24 protein-coding genes, 1 other RNA gene and 1 pseudogene are annotated in these 23,414 nt (G+C 54.6%); 11 read left to right on the top strand and 15 right to left on the bottom strand.

The features are described from left to right. Positions 1-11: 11 nt before the first annotated feature. The 8 genes from garL to pflB all read left to right on the top strand — a co-directional run bounded on the left by garL (position 12) and on the right by pflB (position 9,714). On the top strand, positions 12-782 hold the full coding sequence (garL, locus tag HBA26_RS11565) for a 2-dehydro-3-deoxyglucarate aldolase (protein WP_028014520.1): 771 nt from the start codon (positions 12-14) through the stop codon (positions 780-782). A 21-nt stretch (positions 783-803) separates the two neighbouring features. Beyond that, complete coding sequence (gene garR / locus HBA26_RS11560) at positions 804-1,694, top strand: 2-hydroxy-3-oxopropionate reductase (RefSeq protein ID WP_041907938.1); 891 nt, start codon at positions 804-806, stop codon at positions 1,692-1,694. A 59-nt stretch (positions 1,695-1,753) separates the two neighbouring features. Continuing rightward, an RNA gene (gene rnpB, locus HBA26_RS11555) (RNase P RNA component class A) lies at positions 1,754-2,130 on the top strand. Positions 2,131-2,818: 688 nt separating this feature from the next. Continuing rightward, complete coding sequence (gene tdcA, locus HBA26_RS11550; RefSeq protein WP_166720908.1) at positions 2,819-3,739, top strand: transcriptional regulator TdcA; 921 nt, start codon at positions 2,819-2,821, stop codon at positions 3,737-3,739. Positions 3,740-3,835: 96 nt separating this feature from the next. Then, positions 3,836-4,825 carry a bifunctional threonine ammonia-lyase/L-serine ammonia-lyase TdcB gene (tdcB, locus tag HBA26_RS11545; protein WP_166720907.1) on the top strand — a complete coding sequence of 330 codons (990 nt, stop codon included), beginning with the start codon at positions 3,836-3,838 and terminating at the stop codon, positions 4,823-4,825. 9 nt (positions 4,826-4,834) lie between these two features. Beyond that, positions 4,835-6,166 (top strand): threonine/serine transporter TdcC, encoded by a 1,332-nt coding sequence (gene tdcC, locus HBA26_RS11540; protein WP_047367071.1) that lies wholly within the window; start codon positions 4,835-4,837, stop codon positions 6,164-6,166. A gap of 29 nt (positions 6,167-6,195) precedes the next feature. Further along, positions 6,196-7,404, top strand: a complete 1,209-nt coding sequence (gene tdcD / locus HBA26_RS11535) for a propionate kinase (RefSeq protein ID WP_126345814.1) — start codon at positions 6,196-6,198, stop codon at positions 7,402-7,404. 15 nt (positions 7,405-7,419) lie between these two features. Further along, positions 7,420-9,714: a formate C-acetyltransferase gene (gene pflB, locus HBA26_RS11530; protein ID WP_126345815.1), complete on the top strand. Its 2,295-nt coding sequence runs from the start codon at positions 7,420-7,422 to the stop codon at positions 9,712-9,714. Between the two features lie 56 nt (positions 9,715-9,770). On the opposite strand, the gene tssD is transcribed toward pflB, so the two are convergent. The 3 genes and pseudogenes from tssD to HBA26_RS22915 form a co-directional block, all read right to left on the bottom strand. Continuing rightward, positions 9,771-10,256 (bottom strand): type VI secretion system tube protein TssD, encoded by a 486-nt coding sequence (gene tssD / locus HBA26_RS11525; RefSeq protein ID WP_048338835.1) that lies wholly within the window; start codon positions 10,254-10,256, stop codon positions 9,771-9,773. Positions 10,257-10,277: 21 nt separating this feature from the next. Next, positions 10,278-10,595, bottom strand: coding sequence for a DUF1493 family protein (locus tag HBA26_RS11520; protein WP_045260103.1), 318 nt, complete (start codon positions 10,593-10,595; stop codon positions 10,278-10,280). Between the two features lie 2 nt (positions 10,596-10,597). After that, positions 10,598-11,047: pseudogene (locus HBA26_RS22915) on the bottom strand (STM2901 family protein). Between the two features lie 349 nt (positions 11,048-11,396). On the opposite strand from HBA26_RS22915, the gene HBA26_RS11515 reads away from it, so the two are divergent. Both HBA26_RS11515 and HBA26_RS11510 read left to right on the top strand, forming a co-directional pair. Beyond that, positions 11,397-12,728: an amino acid permease gene (locus HBA26_RS11515; RefSeq protein ID WP_041907950.1), complete on the top strand. Its 1,332-nt coding sequence runs from the start codon at positions 11,397-11,399 to the stop codon at positions 12,726-12,728. Positions 12,729-12,748: 20 nt separating this feature from the next. After that, complete coding sequence (locus HBA26_RS11510) at positions 12,749-14,050, top strand: serine dehydratase subunit alpha family protein (protein WP_126345817.1); 1,302 nt, start codon at positions 12,749-12,751, stop codon at positions 14,048-14,050. Positions 14,051-14,103: 53 nt separating this feature from the next. Here the strand turns inward: HBA26_RS11510 and HBA26_RS11505 are convergent, their stop codons facing one another. Beyond that, positions 14,104-14,805, bottom strand: a complete 702-nt coding sequence (locus HBA26_RS11505; protein ID WP_028014512.1) for a pirin family protein — start codon at positions 14,803-14,805, stop codon at positions 14,104-14,106. A 104-nt stretch (positions 14,806-14,909) separates the two neighbouring features. On the opposite strand from HBA26_RS11505, the gene yhaJ reads away from it, so the two are divergent. Beyond that, the gene (yhaJ, locus tag HBA26_RS11500) at positions 14,910-15,812 is read left to right on the top strand and encodes a DNA-binding transcriptional regulator YhaJ (protein WP_041907956.1); all 903 of its coding nucleotides are present in this window, start codon (positions 14,910-14,912) and stop codon (positions 15,810-15,812) included. 41 nt (positions 15,813-15,853) lie between these two features. Here yhaJ and HBA26_RS11495 read toward each other — a convergent pair whose 3' ends face one another. The 11 genes from HBA26_RS11495 to HBA26_RS11445 form a co-directional block, all read right to left on the bottom strand. After that, the gene (locus HBA26_RS11495) at positions 15,854-16,219 is read right to left on the bottom strand and encodes a DUF805 domain-containing protein (RefSeq protein ID WP_028014511.1); all 366 of its coding nucleotides are present in this window, start codon (positions 16,217-16,219) and stop codon (positions 15,854-15,856) included. Positions 16,220-16,324: 105 nt separating this feature from the next. Next, entirely contained in the window at positions 16,325-17,311 is a 987-nt protein-coding gene (locus HBA26_RS11490; protein WP_048999509.1) for a glutathione S-transferase family protein, read from the bottom strand. Between the two features lie 72 nt (positions 17,312-17,383). Next, positions 17,384-17,776, bottom strand: coding sequence for a DoxX family protein (locus tag HBA26_RS11485; RefSeq protein WP_042716298.1), 393 nt, complete (start codon positions 17,774-17,776; stop codon positions 17,384-17,386). A gap of 241 nt (positions 17,777-18,017) precedes the next feature. Then, a complete protein-coding gene (locus HBA26_RS11480; protein ID WP_014885330.1) occupies positions 18,018-18,314 on the bottom strand; it encodes a YqjK-like family protein in 297 nt (98 codons plus the stop codon). Beyond that, positions 18,311-18,709 (bottom strand): phage holin family protein, encoded by a 399-nt coding sequence (locus HBA26_RS11475; RefSeq protein WP_041907961.1) that lies wholly within the window; start codon positions 18,707-18,709, stop codon positions 18,311-18,313. The genes HBA26_RS11480 and HBA26_RS11475 overlap by 4 nt, the downstream gene beginning before the upstream one ends. Position 18,710: 1 nt before the next feature. Further along, positions 18,711-19,016, bottom strand: coding sequence for a YqjD family protein (locus HBA26_RS11470; protein ID WP_008503141.1), 306 nt, complete (start codon positions 19,014-19,016; stop codon positions 18,711-18,713). Between the two features lie 29 nt (positions 19,017-19,045). Further along, positions 19,046-19,414 (bottom strand): DUF1090 domain-containing protein, encoded by a 369-nt coding sequence (locus HBA26_RS11465; RefSeq protein WP_028014508.1) that lies wholly within the window; start codon positions 19,412-19,414, stop codon positions 19,046-19,048. 143 nt (positions 19,415-19,557) lie between these two features. Next, a complete protein-coding gene (gene mzrA / locus HBA26_RS11460; RefSeq protein ID WP_047364677.1) occupies positions 19,558-19,941 on the bottom strand; it encodes an EnvZ/OmpR regulon moderator MzrA in 384 nt (127 codons plus the stop codon). Positions 19,942-19,943: 2 nt separating this feature from the next. Further along, complete coding sequence (yqjA, locus tag HBA26_RS11455; protein WP_008503144.1) at positions 19,944-20,606, bottom strand: DedA family general envelope maintenance protein YqjA; 663 nt, start codon at positions 20,604-20,606, stop codon at positions 19,944-19,946. Between the two features lie 343 nt (positions 20,607-20,949). After that, on the bottom strand, positions 20,950-21,726 hold the full coding sequence (gene exuR / locus HBA26_RS11450) for a transcriptional regulator ExuR (RefSeq protein WP_028014506.1): 777 nt from the start codon (positions 21,724-21,726) through the stop codon (positions 20,950-20,952). A gap of 115 nt (positions 21,727-21,841) precedes the next feature. Next, positions 21,842-23,140 carry an MFS transporter gene (locus HBA26_RS11445; RefSeq protein ID WP_028014505.1) on the bottom strand — a complete coding sequence of 433 codons (1,299 nt, stop codon included), beginning with the start codon at positions 23,138-23,140 and terminating at the stop codon, positions 21,842-21,844. Positions 23,141-23,414 lie beyond the last annotated feature (274 nt).

Below are 23,414 nucleotides of genomic sequence, written 5' to 3'. Positions count from 1 at the left end.
AGGGTTAAGTGATGAATAACGATATCTTCCCGAATAAGTTTAAAGCTGCCCTCGCGGCGCACCAGATTCAGATTGGCTGTTGGTCCGCGCTGGCAAACCCTATCAGCACCGAAGTGTTAGGCCTGGCCGGATTCGACTGGCTGGTGCTGGACGGCGAACACGCGCCGAACGATATCAGCACCTTTATTCCGCAGCTGATGGCGCTGAAAGGTAGCCCCAGCACTCCGGTGGTGCGCGTGCCAACTAACGAGCCGGTGATTATCAAGCGTCTGCTGGATATCGGTTTCTACAATTTCCTGATCCCGTTTGTGGAAACGGAAGAACAGGCGGCGCTGGCCGTGGCCTCAACGCGCTATCCGCCGGAAGGGATCCGCGGCGTCTCGGTATCGCACCGCGCCAACATGTTTGGCACCGTGCCGGACTATTTCGCCCAGTCCAATAGCAACATCACTATTCTGGTTCAGATTGAAAGCCAGCAGGGTGTTGATAACGTCGATGCGATTGCAGCCACAGACGGCGTGGACGGTATCTTCGTCGGTCCAAGCGATCTGGCTGCGGCGTTTGGGCATCTGGGCAACGCCAGCCACCCGGACGTACAGCGCGCAATACAGCACATCTTTGCCCGCGCCAAAGCGCACGGCAAACCGTGCGGCATTCTGGCGCCGGTTGAAGCCGATGCTCGCCGCTACCTGGAGTGGGGAGCCACGTTCGTTGCCGTCGGCAGCGACCTCGGCGTGTTCCGCTCAGCGACGCAGAAATTAGCGGACGCTTTTAAAAAATAACCATCATTGAGGAAACAGATTATGACGCTGAAAGTGGGTTTTATTGGTCTTGGGATCATGGGTAAACCAATGAGTAAGAACCTGATTAAAGCAGGTTACTCACTGGTGGTATCCGATCACAATCCACAGTCTGTGGCTGAGGTGATGGCGGCGGGCGCGGAAACAGCTACTACCCCTAAAGCCATTGCTGAGCAGTGCGATGTCATCATCACCATGCTGCCAAATTCCCCTCACGTCAAAGAGGTCGCGCTTGGGGAGAACGGCATCATCGAGGGTGCGAAGCCGGGCCTGGTGCTGATTGATATGAGCTCTATCGCCCCGCTCGCGAGCCGTGAAATCAGCGAGGCGTTAAAAGCGAAGGGCGTAGAGATGCTGGATGCGCCCGTCAGCGGCGGCGAGCCGAAAGCCATCGACGGTACCCTGTCGGTGATGGTGGGCGGCGATAAGGCCGTGTTCGATAAATACTATGACCTGATGAAAGCGATGGCAGGCTCCGTAGTGCATACCGGAGACATTGGCGCGGGCAACGTTACCAAGCTCGCGAACCAGGTGATTGTGGCGCTGAACATTGCCGCCATGTCTGAGGCGCTGACGCTGGCAACCAAGGCGGGCGTCAATCCGGACCTGGTTTATCAGGCAATCCGTGGCGGTCTGGCGGGCAGTACGGTGCTGGATGCCAAAGCGCCGATGGTGATGGATCGTAATTTCAAACCCGGTTTCCGCATTGATCTGCACATCAAAGATCTGGCGAACGCGCTGGATACGTCTCACGGCGTGGGTGCACAGCTGCCGCTGACCGCTGCGGTTATGGAGATGATGCAGGCGCTGCGGGCGGATGGCCTGGGTACGGCCGATCACAGCGCGATTGCGTGCTACTACGAAAAACTGGCGAAGGTGGAAGTGGCGCGTTAATAGCATCTTGCCCGCACCTGAGGGTGACAGCGGCGCGCAAACCCTCTATACTGCGCGCCGAAGCTGACCAGACAGTCGCCGCTTCGTCGTCGTCCCTTTCGGGGGAGACGGGCGGAGGGGAGGAAAGTCCGGGCTCCATAGGGCAGGGTGCCAGGTAACGCCTGGGGGGGAAACCCACGACCAGTGCAACAGAGAGCAAACCGCCGATGGCCCGCGCAAGCGGGATCAGGTAAGGGTGAAAGGGTGCGGTAAGAGCGCACCGCGCGGCTGGTAACAGTCCGTGGCACGGTAAACTCCACCCGGAGCAAGGCCAAATAGGGGTTCACATGGTACGGCCCGTACTGAACCCGGGTAGGCTGCTTGAGCCAGTGAGCGATTGCTGGCCTAGATGAATGACTGTCCACGACAGAACCCGGCTTATCGGTCAGCTTCAACTTCTTCCAGAACCCCGCTTCGGCGGGGTTTTTGCTTTTAGGGTTTCGTAGCCCAGGTATGCGCATCGCTACCCGGCAACTCGCACAAACGACATCAATTCTCATATTTGCGACATTAAGCACATTTCACTGTATGACCCTTTCAGGCATCGCTATGCCTACCGCAAACGATCACTATCACAAAATTTCACCCTAAAAAATGGTGAATTTACAGTATTGTTAATTTGTTGCGAATGTTAACTGAACGATCGCAAATATTTTCTTATTTGATATAAACATATTGAAATTAAAAACGTTCAGGCTATGAATGTGTGACGTATTCCACTGTTTATAAAAAGCTGTCCAAAAATCCTCTGCAAAATTTGATAATTTGAAAGAATGTTTAAAAGGAATAACGGTTATTTATTGGTCTTTAATTGTCTGAAAGTTCGTCTTTATTGATTTATTTAACGTAGAGAAATTTATCAAGGTTATCGCCATAAAATAAATTTATTACTGCTGATTTTATTGATCGATATCAGCGTAATGGTGTGCTTTTAATTTCGTATCATATTGATTGTAAAGTGTTTTTTAGGTTATTGTTGTGCCCGTAAAATGCGCGGGGAAGCAAATTGTGAGTAACAGCACATACCCCCTGAAACATTATTGGGTAGAATCCGCTGCGTCATAGGGAAATAATCGCAGAATATTATGAACACTATTATTCTACCGAAAACACAGCACCTCGTGGTATTTCAGGAAGTCATTAAAAGTGGCTCCATAGGTTCTGCCGCAAGACAACTAGGCCTGACGCAACCCGCCGTCAGCAAAATCATCAGCGACATCGAATCCTACTTCGGGGTGGAAGTGATGGTGCGTAAAAACACCGGCGTAAAACTCACTGCCGCTGGTCAGGTGCTGCTGTCATACGCTGAGTCGATCACCCGCGAAATGAAAAACATGGTGAGCGAAATCAACAGCCTAAGTTTCAGTACCGTCATGGACGTCTCCTTTGGCTATCCGTCGCTGATTGGCTTCACCTTCCTGTCTGAGATGATCAAAAAATTCAGGGAAGTGTTCCCGAAAGCGCGCGTCTCCATGTATGAAGCGCAGCTCTCTTCATTCCTGCCCGCCATTCGCGACGGTCGGCTGGATTTTGCCATCGGCACGCTGAGCGACGGAATGTTGCTTCAGGACCTTCACGTTGAGCCACTGTTTGAATCTGAGTTTGTGCTGGTGGCGAGTAAATCACGAACGTGCACCGGCCCGACCAGACTGGCATCACTTACGCATGAGCAGTGGGTGATGCCGCAAACCGATATGGGCTACTACAACGAACTCCTGACCACCCTGCAAGACAACCGCATCAGCATTGAAAACATCGTCCAGACCGATTCCGTCGTCACTATCTATAACCTTGTCCTGAATGCTGATTACCTGACGGTGATCCCCCGCGACATGATTGCGCCGTTCGGCTCAGACCAGTTTATTGTGCTGCCCGTGGAAGATGAATTACCCGTGGCGCGCTATGCCGCCGTGTGGTCGAAAAATTACAGTATGAAAAAATCGGCGTCAGTATTAGTTGAACTGGCAAAACAATATTCGTCGATGGATATCGATAAACGACGATAGAAATAATTAAGTTTTAAAACACCCGGAGCGACGCTTTTTAACGCTCTGATACCCTGACTTTGCCTGAAAACAATGAATTATTATAACGAGGATATTATGCACATTACTTACGATCTCCCGGTGACCATTGAAGATATTCAGGACGCCAGAAAACGCCTGGCGGGAAAAATTTATAAAACCGGCATGCCGCGCTCAAATTATCTCAGCGAACGCTGTAAGGGTGAGATATTCCTGAAATTTGAAAATATGCAGCGTACCGGTTCGTTTAAAATACGCGGGGCGTTTAATAAGTTAAGTTCATTGACGGACGCAGAAAAACGCAAAGGGGTAGTGGCCTGCTCCGCAGGAAACCACGCTCAGGGGGTGTCGCTCTCCTGCGCCATGCTCGGTATCGACGGCAAAGTGGTGATGCCGATGGGCGCGCCAAAATCCAAGGTCGCCGCTACCCGCGACTACTCCGCCGAAGTGGTGCTGCACGGCGAGAACTTCAACGACACCATCGCTAAGGTGAGCGAAATCGTCGAGATGGAGGGGCGCATTTTTATCCCGCCTTATGACGATGCGAAAGTCATTGCCGGCCAGGGCACCATCGGCCTCGAAATTCTCGAAGATCTTTACGACGTGGATAATGTGATTGTCCCTATCGGCGGCGGCGGCTTAATTGCGGGGATTGCGACAGCAATTAAATCCATCAACCCGACAATCAATATTATCGGCGTACAGTCTGAAAACGTTCACGGCATGGCGGCTTCCTGGCAGGCCGGAGAAATAACCAACCATCGCGTTACCGGCACATTAGCCGACGGCTGCGACGTGTCTCGTCCGGGTAAATTAACCTTCGAAATTGTTCGTGAACTGGTCGATGACATTGTGCTGGTGAGTGAAGACGATATTCGCAACAGCATGATTGCCCTTATTCAGCGAAATAAAGTGGTGACGGAAGGCGCGGGCGCGATGGCCTGCGCGGCGTTATTAAGCGGCAAGCTTGACCACTATATTCAGGGCCGTAAAACCGTCTGCATTATTTCCGGCGGCAATATCGATCTCTCCCGTGTTTCCCAAATTACCGGCTTCGTTGACGCATAAAGGTGACCTATGAGCAACACAGAAAGCATTATCGTTGGCCAGACAAAAACGTCCTCCTGGCGTAAGTCTGACACCACATGGACGCTCGGCCTGTTTGGTACCGCCATTGGCGCAGGCGTGCTGTTCTTCCCCATTCGCGCAGGCTTTGGCGGACTGATCCCCATCCTGCTGATGCTGGTACTTGCCTTCCCGATTGCGTTTTACTGCCACCGCGCGCTGGCGCGCCTCTGTTTGTCCGGCAGCAACGTCTCCGGCAACATCACCGAAACGGTGGAAGAGCACTTCGGGAAAACCGGTGGGGTGGTGATCACCTTCCTCTACTTCTTCGCCATTTGCCCGCTGCTGTGGATTTACGGCGTCACCATTACTAACACCTTTATGACCTTCTGGGAAAACCAACTCCAGATGCCTGCGCTGAACCGCGGCGTGGTGGCGCTGTTCCTGCTGCTGCTGATGGCCTTTGTGATCTGGTTCGGGAAAGACCTGATGGTGAAGGTGATGAGCTACCTGGTGTTCCCGTTCATTGCCAGCCTGGTGCTGATTTCCCTGTCGCTGATCCCGTACTGGAACTCGGCGGTGATCGACCAGGTCAACCTGAGCGATATCGCTTTTACCGGTCATGACGGCATTCTGGTCACGGTGTGGCTGGGGATCTCCATCATGGTCTTCTCCTTTAACTTCTCGCCCATCGTCTCCTCGTTCGTGGTCTCCAAACGCGAAGAGTACGAGCCGGAGTTCGGGAAAGCATTCACCGAGCAGAAATGTTCCAAAATCATCGGTCGCGCCAGCCTGCTGATGGTGGCGGTGGTGATGTTCTTCGCCTTTAGCTGCCTGTTTACGCTCTCTCCGCAGAACATGGCGGATGCCAAAGCGCAGAACATTCCGGTGCTCTCTTACCTGGCGAACCACTTTGCCTCGATGTCGGGCAGTAAATCCACGTTCGCCACGGTGCTGGAATACGGCGCCTCCATCATCGCGCTGGTCGCTATCTTTAAATCCTTCTTCGGCCACTACCTGGGCACGCTGGAGGGGCTGAACGGCCTGATCCTCAAGTTCGGCTACAAGGGCGATAAGAAGAACGTCTCCGTCGGTAAGCTGAACACCATCAGCATGATTTTCATCATGGGCTCCACCTGGATTGTGGCCTACGCCAACCCGAACATTCTCGACCTTATTGAAGCCATGGGGGCGCCAATTATCGCTTCTCTGCTGTGTCTGCTGCCGATGTACGCCATTCGTAAAGCGCCCGCGCTGGCGAAATACAAAGGCCGGACCGAGAACATCTTCGTGACCGTGGTCGGCCTGCTGACCATTCTGAATATCGTTTACAAACTGTTCTAACCCAAAGCTCAGGAAGAGCGGAGTAACACATGACTGAATTTCCGGTAGTACTGGTTATTAACTGCGGATCGTCCTCCGTTAAGTTTTCGGTGCTGGACGCAGCAGGCTGCGATGCCCTGCTGACGGGCATTGCGGACGGCATCAACACTGAAAAAGCCTTTATTTCCGTGAACGGGGGTGAGCCGGTCAGACTGGCTCACCAGGACTACGAAGGGGCGCTGGCCGCCATCGCCCTCGAGCTGGAGAAACGCGACCTGATGAGCAGCGTGGCCCTGATTGGCCACCGCATCGCTCACGGCGGCGATCTCTTCAGCGAGTCGACCCTCATCACGGAAGAGGTTATTGAGCAGATCCGTCTGGTTTCCCCGCTGGCGCCGCTGCATAACTACGCCAACCTGAGCGGCGTGGAAGCCGCAGAGCGCCTGTTCCCCGGCGTGCAGCAGGTGGCGGTATTTGACACCAGCTTCCACCAGACCATGGCGCCGCAGGCGTATCTGTACGGTCTGCCGTACCGCTATTTTGAAGAGCTGGGCGTGCGCCGCTACGGCTTCCACGGCACCTCTCACCGCTACGTGTCCGGTCAGGCGCACGCGCTCCTCGGGCTGTCCCCCGAGGACAGCGGCCTGGTGATTGCCCATCTCGGCAACGGGGCGTCCATCTGCGCGGTGCGCAACGGTGAAAGCGTCGATACCTCAATGGGGATGACGCCGCTGGAAGGGCTGGTGATGGGCACGCGCTGCGGCGACGTGGACTTCGGCGCAATGGCGTGGATTGCCCAGCAGACCGGTCAGTCGTTCGAGGATCTGGAGCGCGTGGTCAACAAAGAGTCCGGGTTGCTTGGCATCTCCGGTATCTCCTCCGATTTACGTGCGCTGGAGAAAGCCTGGCATGACGGCAATGACCGGGCGCAGCTGGCGATAAAAACCTTTGTCCACCGCATAGCGCGGCATATCGCCGGTCACGCCGCGTCTCTGCACCGTCTGGATGGCGTGATCTTCACTGGCGGCATCGGTGAAAACTCCACGCTGATCCGCGCGCTGGTGGCGGAACACCTGAAGGTGTTTGGCATCGCGCTCGACGAGGCGAAAAACGCTCTGCCGGGCAGCGCGGGTGCGCGCGTCATCTCCACCGAGTCGTCCCGCGTGACCTGCGCGGTTATCCCTACCAACGAAGAAAAAATGATCGCGCTGGACGCCCTCCGTCTTGGGAAGGTCACCCCGGCTGCGGCTTACGCCTGATAAAGCGAGAATCACATGAAAGTAACAATCGATACGGGCGTCGCGCCCTACAGCGACGCATGGGCCGGGTTTCGCGGTGAAGAATGGAAAAACGCCGTTAACGTCCGCGATTTTATTCAGCATAACTACACCCCTTATGAAGGCGATGAAGCTTTCCTCGCGCAGGCGACGCCAGCAACGACGGCGCTGTGGCAGAAGGTGATGGTCGGCATTCGCCAGGAGAATGCCACCCACGCCCCGGTGGATTTCGACACCAACATTGCCACCACCATTACCGCCCACGGACCGGGCTATATCGACCAGGATCTTGAGACGATCGTCGGCCTGCAAACCGACAAGCCGCTCAAGCGCGCCCTGCATCCGTACGGCGGGATCAACATGATCCGCAGCTCGTTCGAAGCCTACGGGCGGGAAATGGATCCGCAGTTCGAATACCTGTTTACCGACCTGCGTAAAACCCACAACCAGGGCGTGTTTGACGTTTACTCCCCGGAGATGATGCGCTGCCGTAAATCTGGCGTGCTGACCGGTCTGCCGGACGGCTACGGGCGCGGGCGCATTATCGGCGATTACCGCCGCGTGGCGCTGTACGGCATCAGCTATCTGGTGCGCGAGCGTGAACTGCAGTTTGCCGATCTGCAGGGCAGGCTGGAGCGCGGCGAAGATCTGGAGGCGACGATCCGCCTGCGCGAAGAGCTGGCGGAGCACAGGCGTGCGTTGCTGCAGATCCAGCAGATGGCGGCGAACTATGGCTTTGATATTTCACGTCCGGCGATGAACGCGCAGGAAGCGGTGCAGTGGGTCTATTTTGCCTACCTTGCCGCAGTGAAATCCCAGAACGGCGGGGCGATGTCGCTGGGGCGCACGGCCTCGTTCCTTGATATCTACATTGAACGCGACATGCAGGCGGGGCGGCTTAACGAGGTGCAGGCCCAGGAGCTGATCGACCACTTCATCATGAAGATCCGCATGGTGCGCTTCCTGCGCACGCCGGAGTTCGACACGCTCTTCTCCGGCGATCCGATCTGGGCCACGGAAGTGATCGGCGGCATGGGGCTGGATGGCCGTACGCTGGTGACCAAAAACAGCTTCCGCTACCTGCATACCCTGCACACCATGGGGCCCGCGCCGGAGCCGAACCTGACGATCCTCTGGTCTGAACAGCTGCCGATCGCGTTTAAGAAATACGCCGCGCAGGTGTCGATCGTCACCTCGTCGCTGCAGTATGAGAACGACGATCTTATGCGCGCCGACTTCAACAGCGACGACTACGCGATTGCCTGCTGCGTCAGCCCGATGGTGATCGGCAAGCAGATGCAGTTCTTCGGCGCTCGCGCCAACCTCGCCAAAACGCTGCTGTACGCGATCAACGGCGGGGTGGACGAGAAGCTGAAGATCCAGGTCGGCCCGAAAACCGAGCCGCTGCTGGACGACGTGCTGGATTACGACACCGTGATGGCGAGCCTCGACCACTTTATGGACTGGCTGGCGGTGCAGTACATCAGCGCGCTGAATCTCATTCACTACATGCATGATAAGTACAGTTACGAAGCCTCGCTGATGGCGCTGCACGATCGTGACGTCTATCGCACCATGGCCTGCGGCATTGCCGGGCTGTCGGTGGCGGCGGATTCCCTGTCGGCGATTAAGTACGCCACGGTGAAACCAGTGCGCGACCACAGCGGCCTGGCGGTGGACTTCGTCATCGAAGGGGACTATCCGCAGTACGGCAATAATGACGATCGCGTGGACAGCATCGCCTGCGACCTGGTGGAGCGATTTATGAAGAAGATCCAGGCGCTGCCGACGTATCGCAACGCGGTGCCGACTCAGTCGATCCTGACTATCACCTCCAACGTGGTCTACGGCCAGAAAACGGGCAACACGCCAGACGGACGCCGCGGCGGCACGCCGTTTGCGCCTGGCGCCAACCCGATGCACGGTCGCGACAGGAAAGGGGCGGTGGCTTCGCTAACGTCGGTCGCCAAGCTGCCGTTTACCTACGCGAAAGACGGGATCTCCTATACCTTCTCCATTGTGCCGCAGGCGCTGGGCAAGGATGAACTGGTGCGCAAAACCAACCTGGTGGGGCTGCTGGATGGGTACTTCCATCACGAAGCGTCTATTGAGGGCGGGCAGCACCTGAACGTCAACGTCATGAACCGGGAGATGCTGCTGGATGCCATTGCCCATCCGGAGACCTACCCGAACCTGACAATTCGCGTATCCGGCTATGCGGTACGGTTTAACGCTCTGACGCGCGAGCAGCAGCAGGACGTGATTTCGAGGACGTTTACGCAGGCGATGTGACGCAGGCCAAATAATCCGCCCCCTTCAGATAAGGGGGCTTTTTTGTCTGCTAAAAATCATGCAGATGTTCGTTCATTCCATGCATCAGAAAATTGAATATTGCCATCGCAGTAAGTCCAGATTGCTTTTTCGTATCTCAACTGAATGGATTCAAGATGGCCCGTACCGGGACAGTTACGTGTATCGTTAACAATAGGGGAGATTGATACGACCTTTACACCTTCCAGTTCAGTTCTGAAGTATTCAACTTCCCTTCCCGCATCGTTAATTCGATAATATCTTATCTCAACTTTTTTTAGGTTTTGCCCTGTAGCCACAGCCTTATAAAGATACGGAGATGAACTATCTATCTCCTTCTCGAACAAGAAAGGGGCATGTTTGCGCGTTCCGGTTAATCTCCCGGAAAGAGGATCTGTTGGAATACTTAAATTATGGGTTAACCCTCTAATTTCAACACTCCCTTCCCGATCCTGTACATCACTTGAACCCTTAATAAGTGAGCCGCCATCGTCAAAAAACCAAATATGAACCGGTACAGCCATAAATCATGCTCCTTTCGAAAATCAGTGGTGGATCCATGTGCCTGCTTTTACCGCCTCAGCAAACATTCTTACGGTTAATGGCTTCGATATTTGTTTAACGGGTTCTTGCGTAAACCATTTTCTGAAAAACCAAGTTTGAGTCCAGGGGAAATAGTTTTGCGTGGGCACATTGATAAGATACTTTTTCTCAAACTTCTCAATGACATAAACGATATCATCCAGATCGGTGTAATCCTGTAAAACATCGTCTAACTCGAGCGGGATCCTCTTGCCCGTAAATGTTCCCTGTTCTGGTAAATTTTCCCTGAAGAACTTCAAAACATCATTTTCACTATTCATATTCACCAAATCCGATCTTTAGGGTGAGCAATCGTATTATATCGTGAGAGTGTTTTGTAACTTATCGTTGCGAGATCAGCAGCAAGTATGGTTATCCCCAATGCAGGGATCCATCGACCAATGAATGCACCTAAGTTTTTGGTATAGATTGGTTTTCGGTATTTAAAGCTTGCGAGGGTAATCGTAGGTAATCGGTGTGGTAGCTGTACATTCAGAAGATCACGAAGATACTTAGAAGCCACGGAAGTACCTATAGTAGCCGTTTCTGGCTTTGTTCTGGTCTCAAGTATAGGTAAACCAAGGATCATAGTAGCCATCATTACTGCATCTTTTTATCCACCGAACTGTTCATCGGTAGTATCAAGGAAAATCCAAAAAAATAACTCAGACGCCGAGATATTACATACACCTTTATAGAAGTATGTTCCATTGAGCTCTTCAACGGTATCCATATCATAGCCATAATAATAGAGTGGTTTCAGTGATGCTATCGTATAAAAATTTGAAGGCATAAAGTAGAACAATCATCTTTATAAATTCCTAAAAAAGATCCATTTCTTAAATATATTGATTCTGTGAAATGCGTCACTTTTAGAATTTTTTACCAAACATCATTAAAAATGAGGCGTTTTTTTCTCTAAATTTAGGAAGTCCGCATAAAGATTGTGACTTTTTTCTCCCGCGCTACGGATATGATCTTCCCATACCAACAACACACACCTGCACTCTCTGACTCGCAATCGCTGGCGATCGGAACCTAATAAAAACAATTGTTTACCCTACAAAATAAGCGAGTGCCCAATGAATATGGCAACAAACAGCAGTGTGATTGTGAGTGATTCCCCTGCGGCAAGGCGGGCGGGAATGAGCGAAAGCGAATGGCGAGAGGCGATCAAATTCGACAGCACCGACACGGGCTGGGTCATCATGAGTATCGGGATGGCTATCGGCGCGGGTATCGTTTTTCTTCCGGTGCAGGTTGGATTGATGGGGCTGTGGGTCTTTTTGCTCTCATCGATAATTGGCTATCCGGCCATGTACCTCTTCCAGCGATTATTTATTAATACGCTGGCGGAATCCCCGGAATGTAAAGACTACCCGAGCGTGATTAGCGGTTATTTAGGTAAAAACTGGGGCATCTTATTAGGTGCGCTCTATTTCGTGATGCTGGTCATCTGGATGTTTGTCTATTCCACGGCTATCACCAACGACAGCGCATCCTATTTGCACACCTTCGGGGTCACCGAGGGGTTGCTGTCGGAAAATCCCTTCTACGGCTTATTCCTGATCTGTATTCTGGTCGCCATCTCTTCGCGCGGTGAAAAGCTGCTGTTTAAAGTCTCCAGCCTGATGGTGCTGACCAAATTATTTGTGGTGGCGGCGCTGGGGCTTTCAATGATCGGCCTCTGGCATTTAGCCAACGTGGGCATGCTGCCGCCGATGGGGTTGCTGATAAAAAATGCCATTATTACGCTGCCCTTTACCTTAACCTCCATTCTGTTTATCCAGACATTAAGCCCGATGGTGATTTCCTATCGTTCACGGGAAAAATCCGTTGAGGTGGCGCGTCATAAGGCGCTGCGGGCGATGAATATCGCCTTTGGCATACTGTTTGTCACGGTCTTCTTCTACGCCGTCTCTTTCACCCTGGCGATGGGACACGACGAAGCGGTGAAAGCCTACGAGCAGAACATTTCCGCCCTGGCGATTGCGGCGCAGTTTATCAGCGGCGACGGCGCGGGCTGGGTCAAAATCGTCAGCGTGATCCTCAATATTTTTGCCGTGATGACCGCCTTCTTCGGCGTCTATCTCGGCTTCCGCGAAGCCACGCAGGGGATCGTGATGAATATCCTGCGCCGTAAAATGCCGGCTGAACGTATTAATGAAAGCATCGTCCAGCGCGGGATCATGCTGTTCGCTATCCTGCTGGCCTGGAGCGCGATCGTGTTAAACGCGCCGGTACTGAGCTTCACCTCTATCTGTAGCCCCATCTTCGGCATGGTGGGCTGCCTGATCCCTGCGTGGCTGGTCTACAAGGTACCGGCGCTGCATAAATATAAGGGCGTATCGCTGGTGATTATTGTCATCACCGGGCTGCTGCTTTGTGTTTCTCCTTTCCTCGCATTTTCCTGAGGGCAAATAAGGTCGTAACGATGTCTGAGCAAACTCATCCTTTATGGAATCAATTTATTCGCGTAGTGCAGGAAGAAGTTAAGCCTGCGCTGGGGTGCACCGAGCCCGTTTCTCTGGCCCTTGCCTGTGCGATTGCCGCAGAGCAACTGCCTGGCGACGTCACGAAGATTGAGGCGTGGGTATCGCCGAATCTGATGAAGAACGGGCTTGGCGTAACGGTGCCGGGCACCGGCATGGTCGGGCTGCCCATTGCGGCGGCGCTGGGTGCCATCGGTGGCAATGCGCAGGCGGGGCTGGAGGTGCTGAAAGATGTCACCGCCGATGCGCTGGCGCGGGCCAAAACAATGCTTAACGCCGGTCTGGTGCAGGTGAAATTGCAGGAGCCGTGCGATGAGATCCTCTATTCACGTGCCTGCGTCTACGCCGGTGAGGCCTCGGCCATGGTGACCATTGCGGGCGGACATACCCGCGTGGTGGAGGTGGTTTGTCACGGCGAAACGCGCTTCAGTCTTGACGAGCGGCAGGCCGAGGTAAGTAACGATCCGCTGGCGGTACTGTCAAATACCACGCTCTCGCAGATCCTGGAGTTTGTCGAACAGGTACCGTTCGAGGCGATCCGCTTTATCCTGGAAGCAGGGCAACTGAACGACGCGCTCTCTCGTGAAGGGCTTAGCGGGAAGTGGGGGCTACACATTGGCGCCACCCTCAATAAGCAGCGCGCACGCGGATGGATGGCGCAGGATCTGGGTTCAGACATCGTTATCCGCACCAGCGCGGCCTCGGATGCCCGCATGGGCGGCGCGACGCTGCCGGCGATGAGTAACTCGGGCTCCGGGAATCAGGGGATTACAGCCACCATGCCGGTTGTCGTGGTCGCTGAACATGTTCAGGCCGATGACCAACGGCTGGCGCGGGCGCTGATGCTCTCGCATCTGTCGGCTATCTACATCCATTACCAGCTTCCGCGTTTGTCCGCGCTGTGTGCGGCGACAACGGCCGGTATGGGGGCCGCCGCAGGGATGGCGTGGCTGATGGGCGGAAGCTATCAGACGATTGCAATGGCCATCGGCAGTATGATCGGTGACGTCAGCGGGATGATCTGCGACGGGGCGTCTAACAGCTGCGCCATGAAAGTCTCGACCAGCGTCACCAGCGCCTGGAAAGCCGTGATGATGGCGCTGGATGAGTCGGGCGTGACGGGCTACGAGGGGATTGTAGCGCACGACGTGGAACAGTCTATCTCTAACCTGTGCGCCCTGGCGTGCCGCTCAATGCAGGCAACGGACCGGCAGATTATTGAGATTATGGCGAGTAAGGTGTAGCGATTGGCATTCGTCCCTCTTCCCAAAGGGAAGAGGGACCGATCGAGCAACTCTTACACCGGCAAATCAATCAGCAGCGCGCGCAGCGGCGTATCTGCCACCAGGGTGATATTCGCTTCGTCACGAATAAACGCCCCGTCGCCGCAGGTGAGCGCTTCTTTCTCTTCCGCGTGCGTTACCGCATGCACCGTACCGTGAATGGACTGCAAATAGGCGCGCGGGCCGTGCAGCTGGAAGCTTGCCTGTTCACCTTTTTTCAGTTCGATATGGTGCAGCCATACCTGCTGTCGCAGCTGCAAGCTGTCCTTGCTGCCGTCAGGCGAGGCAATCAGCTGCTGTTTATCGCCCTTCAGATCTATTTTCTGCACCAGCGGGTTTTCTCGCTCAGGGCAGGCGTCGAGCCACAGCTGCATGCGCGTCAGCGTTTTGTCTTTGCTGAGGTTATGCTCGCTGTAGCTGATGCCCGGCTGCGTGGAAATTAACAACGCTTCGCCAGCCTTTGCCTGGACATGATTGCCCTCGCTATCGCGGTATTCTGCCTCGCCTTCCAGGATCAGGTTCAGGATATCGACTTTCGGATACGTACGCGGCTGGAAGGAGGCGCCCGGGGCGAGCACTTCCTGGTTCAACACGCGCAGTGAAGCGTAACCGAGGAGTTTAGGGTCAAAGTAGTGTCCAAAGGAAAAGGTGTAGCGGGCCTGCAGCCAACCGAAATCGGCTTGTCCGCACTGTTTCGCTGTTCTTGTCGTAATCATAAACTTGACCTCTCTTTACACTAAAACAATGGTAAAGGTATGGACGCTGCATTGTTAGCCAGATATTCTGCCCGGTATGTTCAAATTTCCTGAATGAGAACGAGATGGCTAAAGAGAGAGCATTGACGCTTGAGGCGCTTCGCGTCATGGACGCGATTGACCGGCGCGGCAGCTTTGCCGCGGCGGCAGATGAACTGGGGCGCGTTCCGTCTGCGCTAAGCTACACCATGCAAAAACTGGAGGAAGAGCTGGACGTCGTGCTCTTCGATCGCTCCGGTCATCGAACAAAATTCACCAACGTGGGGCGGATGCTGCTGGAGCGAGGTCGCGTGCTGCTGGAAGCGGCGGACAAGCTCACCACGGACGCCGAAGCGCTGGCGCGAGGCTGGGAAACCCACCTGACGTTAGTCACCGAAGCGCTGGTGCCGACCGAAGCGCTGTTCCCTCTGGTAGACCGCCTGGCGGCGAAGGCCAATACGCAGCTGTCGATCATCACCGAGGTGCTGGCCGGGGCGTGGGAGCGTCTGGAGACGGGCAGGGCGGATATCGTCATTGCGCCTGACATGCATTTCCGCTCATCGTCAGAAATCAACTCGCGCAAGCTCTACAGCGTCATGAACGTCTACGTCGCCGCGCCGGATCACCCGATTCACCAGGAGCCGGAGCCGCTCTCTGAAGTGACGCGCGTGAAGTACCGCGGCGTGGCGGTGGCGGATACCGCGCGCGAGCGTCCGGTGCTGACGGTTCAGCTGCTGGATAAACAGCCTCGTCTGACGGTCACGTCACTGGAAAACAAGCGGCAGGCGCTGCTGGCCGGTTTGGGCGTGGCGACGATGCCCTACCCGTTTGTGGAAAAAGATATTGCGGAAGGGCGACTAAGGGTGGTGAGCCCGGAGTACACCAGCGAAGTGGACATTATTATGGCGTGGCGCCGCGACAGCATGGGCGAAGCCAAATCGTGGTGCCTGCGCGAAATTCCAAAGCTCTTTGCGCATCACAACAAATAAGCGAGCAGGCCCGGTAAGCGTAAGCGCCACCGGGCAGTAATTTACGCGCCGATCTTAGGATCCGGACCAAAGCGGTTTTCGCCCGGCGTCCCGCTCTGACAGTTGAAAATTAAAATCACGATCCAGCCGACAAGCGGGATTAACAGCAACAGCAGCCACCACGCCGAACGATCGGTGTCGTGGAGACGACGAAACAGCACGGCCCATGAAGGCAGCAAAACCAGCAAGCCATAAATCGTAGTGAGTACGCCTTCACCGCCAGCGCGCTCCCAGCCGAGGATTTTATCCACGATGCCCAGCACCATAATCAGGACGAAGTTCACCAGAACGAACATCCAGTACTCTTTGCGGCGGGCGCGGCCACCAAATCCAACGTAGTTGCGCAGTACTTTTAAATACCAGTCCATTTTCCTTGCCTCTTAATCAGTCAATCACTTGTTTTCTAAGCGATCGAGGTAAGGATAGATGTATGCTGTGAATTAAAAAAGGGAATCAATTGATTCCCTAAATAATTATCCGAAACGCACGTCGCGCCCGTGCGGTTCATCCAGATCCTGCCACGGGCCAATGGAGATGATGCCCGTCGGGTTGATGGTCTTGTGGCTGCGGAAATAGTGGGTGCGAATATGGTCAAAATCGACCGTCTCCGCGATCCCCGGCATCTGGTAGATGTCTCGCAGGAAACCATACAGGTTCAGGTAGTCGCTGATGCGGTGTTTATCGCACTTAAAGTGGGTGACATAGACCGGGTCAAAGCGAACCAGCGTGGTCCACAGGCGAATGTCCGCTTCCGTCAGGCGATCGCCCGTCAGGTAGCGATGCTGGCCCAGGATCTGCTCCAGGCGCTCCAGCGATTCAAACACCTTTCCGACCGCTTCGTCATAGGCTTCCTGGCTGGTGGCGAAACCGGCCTTATAGACACCGTTGTTGACGTTGTCGTAAATCCAGCTGTTCAGCTCGTCAATCTTATCGCGCAGTTCAACCGGGTAGTAATCCCCGGCGCGGGCGCCGTGCGCATCAAACGCGGTATTGAACATGCGGATGATTTCCGCGGACTCATTGCTGACGATCGTCTGGTTTTTCTTGTCCCACAGCACCGGCACGGTCACGCGTCCGGTGTAGTGCGGATCGGCACGTAGATAGAGCTGGTAGAGGAAATCGTGGTGATACAGGTCATCACCGGTCGCAGCGGGGAAATCACTGTCGAACGTCCAGCCGTTTTCCAGCATCAACGGGTTGACGACTGAAACCGGAATGAAGGATTCGAGGCCTTTTAGCTTGCGCACGATCAGCGTGCGGTGCGCCCACGGGCAGGCGAGGGAAACATAAAGATGATAGCGATCTTTCTCCGCCGCGAAGCCCCCTTCGCCACTCGGGCCGGGTGCGCCGTCGGCGGTCAGCCAGTTACGGAAGGCCGAAACAGAGCGCTTAAAGCGTCCACCGGTGGATTTGGTGTCATACCAGACATCCTGCCAGACGCCGTCTACGAGTTGTCCCATTTTTTACTCCTCCGTCAGATAGCAAAAGCGAGGAGATGTCTCCTCGCTTTGTGTTTATTCAGTATAGCGTGCTTACCATTTCTTATTCAGAACGCGGTCGATGCTGTATGCGCCTGGGCCGGTAATCGCAAGCAGCAGGAAGCCACCCGCGATGGTCAGGTTTTTCATAAACATCAGTGAGTTCACGCCTTCAGCAAAGTTGCTGTGGAACAGGAACGCGGTCAGCAGGGTGAAGCCTGCGGTAAACAGCGCGGTGGTGCGGGTCAGGAAGCCGAACAGAACCGCCAGGCCGCCGCCAAACTCAAGCAGAATGGTCAGCGGCAGCAGGAACCCCGGAACGCCCATGGCTTCCATATACTGCTGGGTACCCGCATATCCGGTGATTTTGCCCCAGCCTGCCACGATAAACAGAATTGGCATCAGAATACGCGCGACCAGTACACCAACATCTTCTAATTTTTTCATTTTACTCTCCAGGAAACCACATAAGCGGCTGAACATTATTTGTCTGCAATTCCGGGTAGATACCGCGGCTCTGCTGTCGATGGAGAGGAGTGTAAACGGGGCGGGTAGCAATTGTTAGCAAGGAAAACTGTCAATCTTCTTCAAAGATATTGAGTAAGGGCAGGTGCGCGCTGGTGCCCTCAGCCCACGGGGAGAAGGGCAAAAACAAAAAACGGTAACCTAAGTTACCGTTTTGCGTTTATCACCGCAGCTGTTGTTGCCGCAGCGTTGCTTTGACCAGACGCCAGGCGCTCCAGGCACCAAAACCGCGTCGGGCCCAGCGGATGAGCATATTCGGATGACGAACCGTCCAGATAGCCATCACGCTGCTGCCGACCAGCGCCCACGAACGCAGGCTCAGGAAGGTATTCCAGCCACGGTCAAACCGTCGCGTCGCGTCGATCCAGTCACGGCGGCTGGCAGACAGATCCAGCCGCTGCTGCTGGATCTGACTTAACAGGTACGCTTTTCGCTTCTGACGTTCCGCTTTATCGCTCACGGCTTGTCATCCTCCAGCAGGGCGCGATCGTTAGCCAGTTCCTGGCGCGTGTGGCGCAGGAAAGTGGACCTGCGCGCTTTACGCATCGTCCATATGCCGCCAATCAGCGCCGCGACCAGCAGAACGACGGTCGTGGCAATCATCGCGTTAAGTCGATACTGCGGGTCAATGGCCCAGATGATTAACACCATCAGGCTCATCAGACCAAACGCGGCGAAGAGCATGGTCAGCCCGAGCATCAGCAGCATCTGGAAGAGGTTCGCTTTCTCCTCTTCCAGTTCGACCACTGCCAGCCGGACGCGCGTTTCGGCAATCCCAACCAGCGTCGTTAAAATACGCTGGCCGATGCCGAGGACGTTATTAGCAGGCCCTTGTGCGTGACGAGGATCTTCCATATCAACGACGCGTCAGCAGGACACCCAGTACCACACCCACTGCGGCACCAATACCAACTCCCGTCCATGGATTGTCGCGCACATATTCATCTGCACGCGCAGCCGCTTCACGGGTCTGTTTCGCCAGTGCATCACCGGTTTCACCCAGGCGGTAGCGGCTCTCTTTCAGCGCCTGCTCCGCTTTGCTGCGCAGCTTGCTTACTTCTTCTTTCGACTTATCGGCAGAGGAGTTCAGCACCTCTTCAAGGGTATCGGCCAGGGATTTCAGTTCAGCGCGCAGATGTTCAGACGTCGTATCTTTTGACATGATTCTCTCCTGTTGAGATTTCCGTTAACTCAATAATCGCGAGCTTCCAGCGCTTTCAGGTCGTCCTGCGCCTCTTTCAACTTCTTCTCGCGCTTAGCAATTTTTTCCGCATCCCCTTTCTCTTTCGCTTCCTGCAGGTCTTGACGGCGCTCGGCTATCTCGTCCTTCTGTTCAGCGATTTTCTTTTGGTGATCGGCACGCAGCTTGCTGTCTGAACAGTTCGCTTTCACTTCGCTCAGCGCTTTTTTGAGACCATCAACACGGTGCTGATTGTTATGCTTTTCGGCATAACCGATCTCACGCTGAATATCCTGTTCTTTCTCCTGACAGAGAGAGTTTGCGAAGGTCGTTGTGCTTAAAGAAAAAAGGGCCAGAGCCAGGGTCATGCGGAATTTCATTATCGAAACCTTCCATTGTGCTGCGGGGTTAGCCGCTATCCAAAATGATGCGGAGTACATTCGAGGGGTGCTCCGCGTACTTAAGCATAGTAAGTAAACGGGGGATTCACCAAAGTGAGTGAAAAGATTCGGAATCCAGGAAGTTATCCAAACCGATGCGACGTATCGCGAATCAATGATAACCACGCGGCTGGCGGGTTGTCATCTTCCTGCTGGGCAATGATATAGCCGTGCGGCAGCGTACGGTCAAGAACCGCTTTCGCTGCAGCGCTCTGCGCACGGGAATCAAACTTAATCAGTAAAACATCGTCCTGCGGGGTGATGCTTTTAAAGCGGATGCCGTTTGCATCCAGATGATGCCAGACAGAAAAACCGTCAGGCACACCGCCCCCCTGGTTTACCGGGCGAATGGCCAGCGTAGCGTCCTGATGTGAAAGCGTGTTCCAGGCCAGCAGTACGACGCTGAGCATCACCAGTGCAATAAAGGCACAGGCAAAGCGGCGCATGGCGAGCGGTGAGATAACCATCGTTAACCTCGCGCTCCGTATTTTTTCTTCCACAGGACAACCAGCGAGCCGATCAGGCCGAAGACCAGCAGAACAACAGGTAGCAGCATCAGGCAGGACATCAGCTGATCTTCATATTTCATGAAGACCGGCGTCTTACCCAGCGCATAGCCCAGCGTCGTCAGGATCAGAACCCATAACAGGCCGCTCATCCAGTTGAAGAACTGGAAGCGTGCGCTGCTCAACCCGGACAGCCCGGCAATGGTGGGCAGCAGGGTGCGCACAAAGGCGATAAAGCGGCCAATCAGCAGCGCGGAAAGCCCATGCTTATGGAACAGGTGGTGTGCCCGCTGGTGATAGTGCGCAGGCAGATGGGAAAGCCAGTTCTGTACTATTCGGGTATTGCCCAGCCATCTTCCCTGGATATAGCTCACCCAGCAGCCAAGGCTGGCCGCGACGGTCAGTAATAAAATGGTTTGCGGGAACGCCATTGCGCCTTTAGCACACAGCACGCCGACAAGCACCAGCAAACTGTCACCCGGCAAGAAGGCTGCAGGCAGCAAACCATTCTCAAGGAACAGAATCATAAACAAGACAAAATAGAGCATGCCAATCATGGAAGGGTTGGCCAGCGTTTCAAAATCCTGCGCCCAAAGGGCATGCAGCAGTTGGGTCAAAAGTTCCATTCAGTGTTCCTGGAAATCGGTTAACGTCTCGCCTGTTATCCGGGACAAACAGCACGGCGACATTGTTGTGATTTCATTATGGTCGCTCGCGGACACATTGCGGTGTGGCCAACACTGTTCCCTGTTAATTGGCTGGTTAGCAAGCACTAACTTTCAAAATAACGAAGTGAATCCAATTGTAACAAAGCCCAACGTTCTGCGTCACAGAATTTGCAGGGTGAGGTGATTTTGGCGTAAGCCCTGAAAGTGAGCGAGGGATTTTACAAAGGCTGACACTATATATGTTTTGCTTACCCATTCAGGCGGGGAGGCGCAGCGAAGCGCCTGCCGGTAGAAAGGTCGCCTATTTTGCGCCGCTCGGGGCCGTATCGAGATGAACGACAGGATTATCGGCAAAAAGATAGCGGTCAGCGTTAAATTCGAAGTCGTCGCTGGTTTCATTGAAGAGCATCTGCTTGGTGTTTTCCAGGTGCTGCCACATGGCGAGCTTCGCGGCGTGGGGATCTTTACGAATCAGCGCCTTAAGAATTTGATCGTGGTCGTCACACCAGTTGTCCACGGTACGCGAATCAATATGATCGTGCAGTTTTTTCCAGTACGGGTTATGAACGCGCTGAGTCCACATTTTCTCAACGATTGCCGCCAGCGCTGTATTTTGGGTTGCCAGGGCGACCTGAACGTGAAACTGCAGGTCCCACTCGGAATCACGGAAACATTTTTCCTTGCGAGCGTTCTCCTGGATCTCCATCAGCTTCATGATGTCCTGCTTGGTCACCTGTGTGGCGGCAAATTCGGCAATATTGCTTTCGATCAGCTGGCGAGCCTGGAGCAGCTCAAACGGACCGTAGCTGGCGAATTCTAGACTTTCATCCGCCACCGGAGAGTGTTTAGGCTGATTAGAAATAACGTGAATGCCGGAACCTTTGCGTACCTCAACGTAGCCTTCCACTTCCAGCATGATAATCGCTTCGCGCACCACGGTTCGGCTTACGCTTTTTTCATCCGCGATAAAGCGCTCGGCGGGAAGTTTATCACCGACAAGATAGACTCCTTGCTCGATGCGATCTTTCAGCTCGGCAGCAAGTTGTTGATATAAACGACGTGGTTCGGTGATTTCCATATGCGCTCCAGGCAGGGTACGGCAGATGATTTGTTATACCACTTTCACGGAATACTCTCCAGATTTTGCCATTAAAAAAGCCGCCCGGGGGCGGCTTCGGTGAAACGCATTTTCGCTAACTCTGCGTAGCCGGTCGCCCGAGGGACTCTTTCGCCAGCTCCTCTGCGGATTTGCTTTTCAGCACCGTCCAGATAACCACCGCGCCCATCAGGTCGAAGATTGCCAGCACCGCGAACAGCGGGCTGAAGCCGATGGTATCCGCCAGCGCGCCGACGACCAGCGCGAACATCGTACTCGCGGTCCACGCGGCCATCCCGGTCAGGCCGTTGGCGGTGGCCACTTCGTTGCGACCGAAGACGTCAGACGAGAGCGTAATCAGCGCGCCGGAGAGCGACTGGTGCGCAAAACCACCGATGCACAGCAGCGCGATAGCGACGTAGGGGCTGGTGAACAGACCAATCATGCCCGGGCCAATCATCAGCAGGGCGCCCATGGTTACCACCATCTTACGGGAAACAATCAGGTTCACCCCAAACCAGCGCTGGAACAGCGGCGGCAGGTAGCCGCCTACGATACAGCCCAGGTCAGCGAACAGCATCGGCATCCAGGCGAACATCGCGATCTCTTTCAGGTTAAAGCCGTAGACTTTAAACATAAACAGTGGGATCCACGCATTGAAGGTACCCCAGGCCGGTTCAGCCAGGAAGCGCGGCAGGGCGATACCCCAGAACTGACGGGTGCCCAGGATCTGCCAGACGGACATCTTCTTGCCATTGTTGGTCTGATGCTGCGCTTCCTGACCACCAATAATGTATTCGCGTTCTTCCTCGGAGAGTTTTTTCTGATCGCGCGGGTGTTTATAGAAAACCAGCCACGCCATTGCCCAGGCGAAGCTCAGCACGCCAGAGATAATGAATGCCATCTGCCAGCTGTGCATCACGATGGCCCACACCACCAGCGGCGGCGCAATCATTGCGCCGATGGACGAGCCCACGTTGAAGTAACCCACCGCAATGGAACGCTCTTTTGCCGGGAACCACTCAGAGCTGGCTTTCAGCCCCGCCGGGATCATTGCGGCTTCTGCCGCACCGACCGCGCCACGAGCCAGCGCCAGACCGCCCCAGCTGCCTGCCAGTGCGGTTGCACCGCAGAATACCGCCCAGGCGATGGCGAAGAAGGCATAGCCGATTTTGGTACCCAGAATATCGAGAACATACCCAGCAACAGGCTGCATGACGGTGTAAGCGGCAGAATAGGCCGCGATGATGTAAGAGTATTGCTGCGTGGAGATATGCAGCTCTTCCATCAACGTCGGCGCTGCCGCTGCCACGGTGTTACGTGTCAGGTAGCCCAGCACGGTGCCCAGCGTCACCAGTGCGATCATATACCAACGTAACCCTTTAATTTTACGCATCTAAAACCTCATCGTTATGTTATTTCCGCGCCAGAGCACGGCAACCTCTCAACCGTTGCCGGGAGCAGTTGTGTAACGGGAGGGGCGTAGCCGGGAGAATGTCCCGGAACGGCCCGAACCTTGCCATAAGTAAGCGTGCATAAGTCGGTATCCGTACCGTTAAATCCGATGTGTCTCACACCGGTAACGCATTCCGTCGGCTTAGTGTTTGCGACGGCGAAACGATAACTTGTCATACAACTTTAAAAGGTGAGTGACATCACAAATGTATGAT

The sequence above is a fragment of the Enterobacter sp. 725m/11 genome, assembly GCF_011683705.1.
GTDB lineage: Bacteria > Pseudomonadota > Gammaproteobacteria > Enterobacterales > Enterobacteriaceae > Enterobacter > Enterobacter bugandensis.
The sequence above is the reverse complement of the archived record's forward strand: the minus strand, read 5'-3'. Positions and strand labels throughout refer to the sequence as shown.

What these genes read in the sequence shown, in the direction of transcription:
- HBA26_RS11510 (WP_126345817.1), top strand. Translation starts at nt 12,749, where the DNA reads ATGTCTGAGCAAACTCATCCTTTATGGAATCAATTTATTCGCGTAGTG.
- garR (WP_041907938.1), top strand. Translation starts at nt 804, where the DNA reads ATGACGCTGAAAGTGGGTTTTATTGGTCTTGGGATCATGGGTAAACCA.
- mzrA (WP_047364677.1), bottom strand. Translation starts at nt 19,941, where the DNA reads ATGGTTATCTCACCGCTCGCCATGCGCCGCTTTGCCTGTGCCTTTATT.
- tdcB (WP_166720907.1), top strand. Translation starts at nt 3,836, where the DNA reads ATGCACATTACTTACGATCTCCCGGTGACCATTGAAGATATTCAGGAC.
- HBA26_RS11490 (WP_048999509.1), bottom strand. Translation starts at nt 17,311, where the DNA reads ATGGGACAACTCGTAGACGGCGTCTGGCAGGATGTCTGGTATGACACC.
- HBA26_RS11475 (WP_041907961.1), bottom strand. Translation starts at nt 18,709, where the DNA reads ATGGAAGATCCTCGTCACGCACAAGGGCCTGCTAATAACGTCCTCGGC.
- HBA26_RS11515 (WP_041907950.1), top strand. Translation starts at nt 11,397, where the DNA reads ATGAATATGGCAACAAACAGCAGTGTGATTGTGAGTGATTCCCCTGCG.
- exuR (WP_028014506.1), bottom strand. Translation starts at nt 21,726, where the DNA reads ATGGAAATCACCGAACCACGTCGTTTATATCAACAACTTGCTGCCGAG.
- pflB (WP_126345815.1), top strand. Translation starts at nt 7,420, where the DNA reads ATGAAAGTAACAATCGATACGGGCGTCGCGCCCTACAGCGACGCATGG.
- tdcD (WP_126345814.1), top strand. Translation starts at nt 6,196, where the DNA reads ATGACTGAATTTCCGGTAGTACTGGTTATTAACTGCGGATCGTCCTCC.
- tssD (WP_048338835.1), bottom strand. Translation starts at nt 10,256, where the DNA reads ATGGCTGTACCGGTTCATATTTGGTTTTTTGACGATGGCGGCTCACTT.
- HBA26_RS11485 (WP_042716298.1), bottom strand. Translation starts at nt 17,776, where the DNA reads ATGAAAAAATTAGAAGATGTTGGTGTACTGGTCGCGCGTATTCTGATG.
- HBA26_RS11520 (WP_045260103.1), bottom strand. Translation starts at nt 10,595, where the DNA reads ATGAATAGTGAAAATGATGTTTTGAAGTTCTTCAGGGAAAATTTACCA.
- yqjA (WP_008503144.1), bottom strand. Translation starts at nt 20,606, where the DNA reads ATGGAACTTTTGACCCAACTGCTGCATGCCCTTTGGGCGCAGGATTTT.
- yhaJ (WP_041907956.1), top strand. Translation starts at nt 14,910, where the DNA reads ATGGCTAAAGAGAGAGCATTGACGCTTGAGGCGCTTCGCGTCATGGAC.
- garL (WP_028014520.1), top strand. Translation starts at nt 12, where the DNA reads ATGAATAACGATATCTTCCCGAATAAGTTTAAAGCTGCCCTCGCGGCG.
- tdcC (WP_047367071.1), top strand. Translation starts at nt 4,835, where the DNA reads ATGAGCAACACAGAAAGCATTATCGTTGGCCAGACAAAAACGTCCTCC.
- HBA26_RS11470 (WP_008503141.1), bottom strand. Translation starts at nt 19,016, where the DNA reads ATGTCAAAAGATACGACGTCTGAACATCTGCGCGCTGAACTGAAATCC.
- tdcA (WP_166720908.1), top strand. Translation starts at nt 2,819, where the DNA reads ATGAACACTATTATTCTACCGAAAACACAGCACCTCGTGGTATTTCAG.
- HBA26_RS11505 (WP_028014512.1), bottom strand. Translation starts at nt 14,805, where the DNA reads ATGATTACGACAAGAACAGCGAAACAGTGCGGACAAGCCGATTTCGGT.
- HBA26_RS11465 (WP_028014508.1), bottom strand. Translation starts at nt 19,414, where the DNA reads ATGAAATTCCGCATGACCCTGGCTCTGGCCCTTTTTTCTTTAAGCACA.
- HBA26_RS11495 (WP_028014511.1), bottom strand. Translation starts at nt 16,219, where the DNA reads ATGGACTGGTATTTAAAAGTACTGCGCAACTACGTTGGATTTGGTGGC.
- HBA26_RS11445 (WP_028014505.1), bottom strand. Translation starts at nt 23,140, where the DNA reads ATGCGTAAAATTAAAGGGTTACGTTGGTATATGATCGCACTGGTGACG.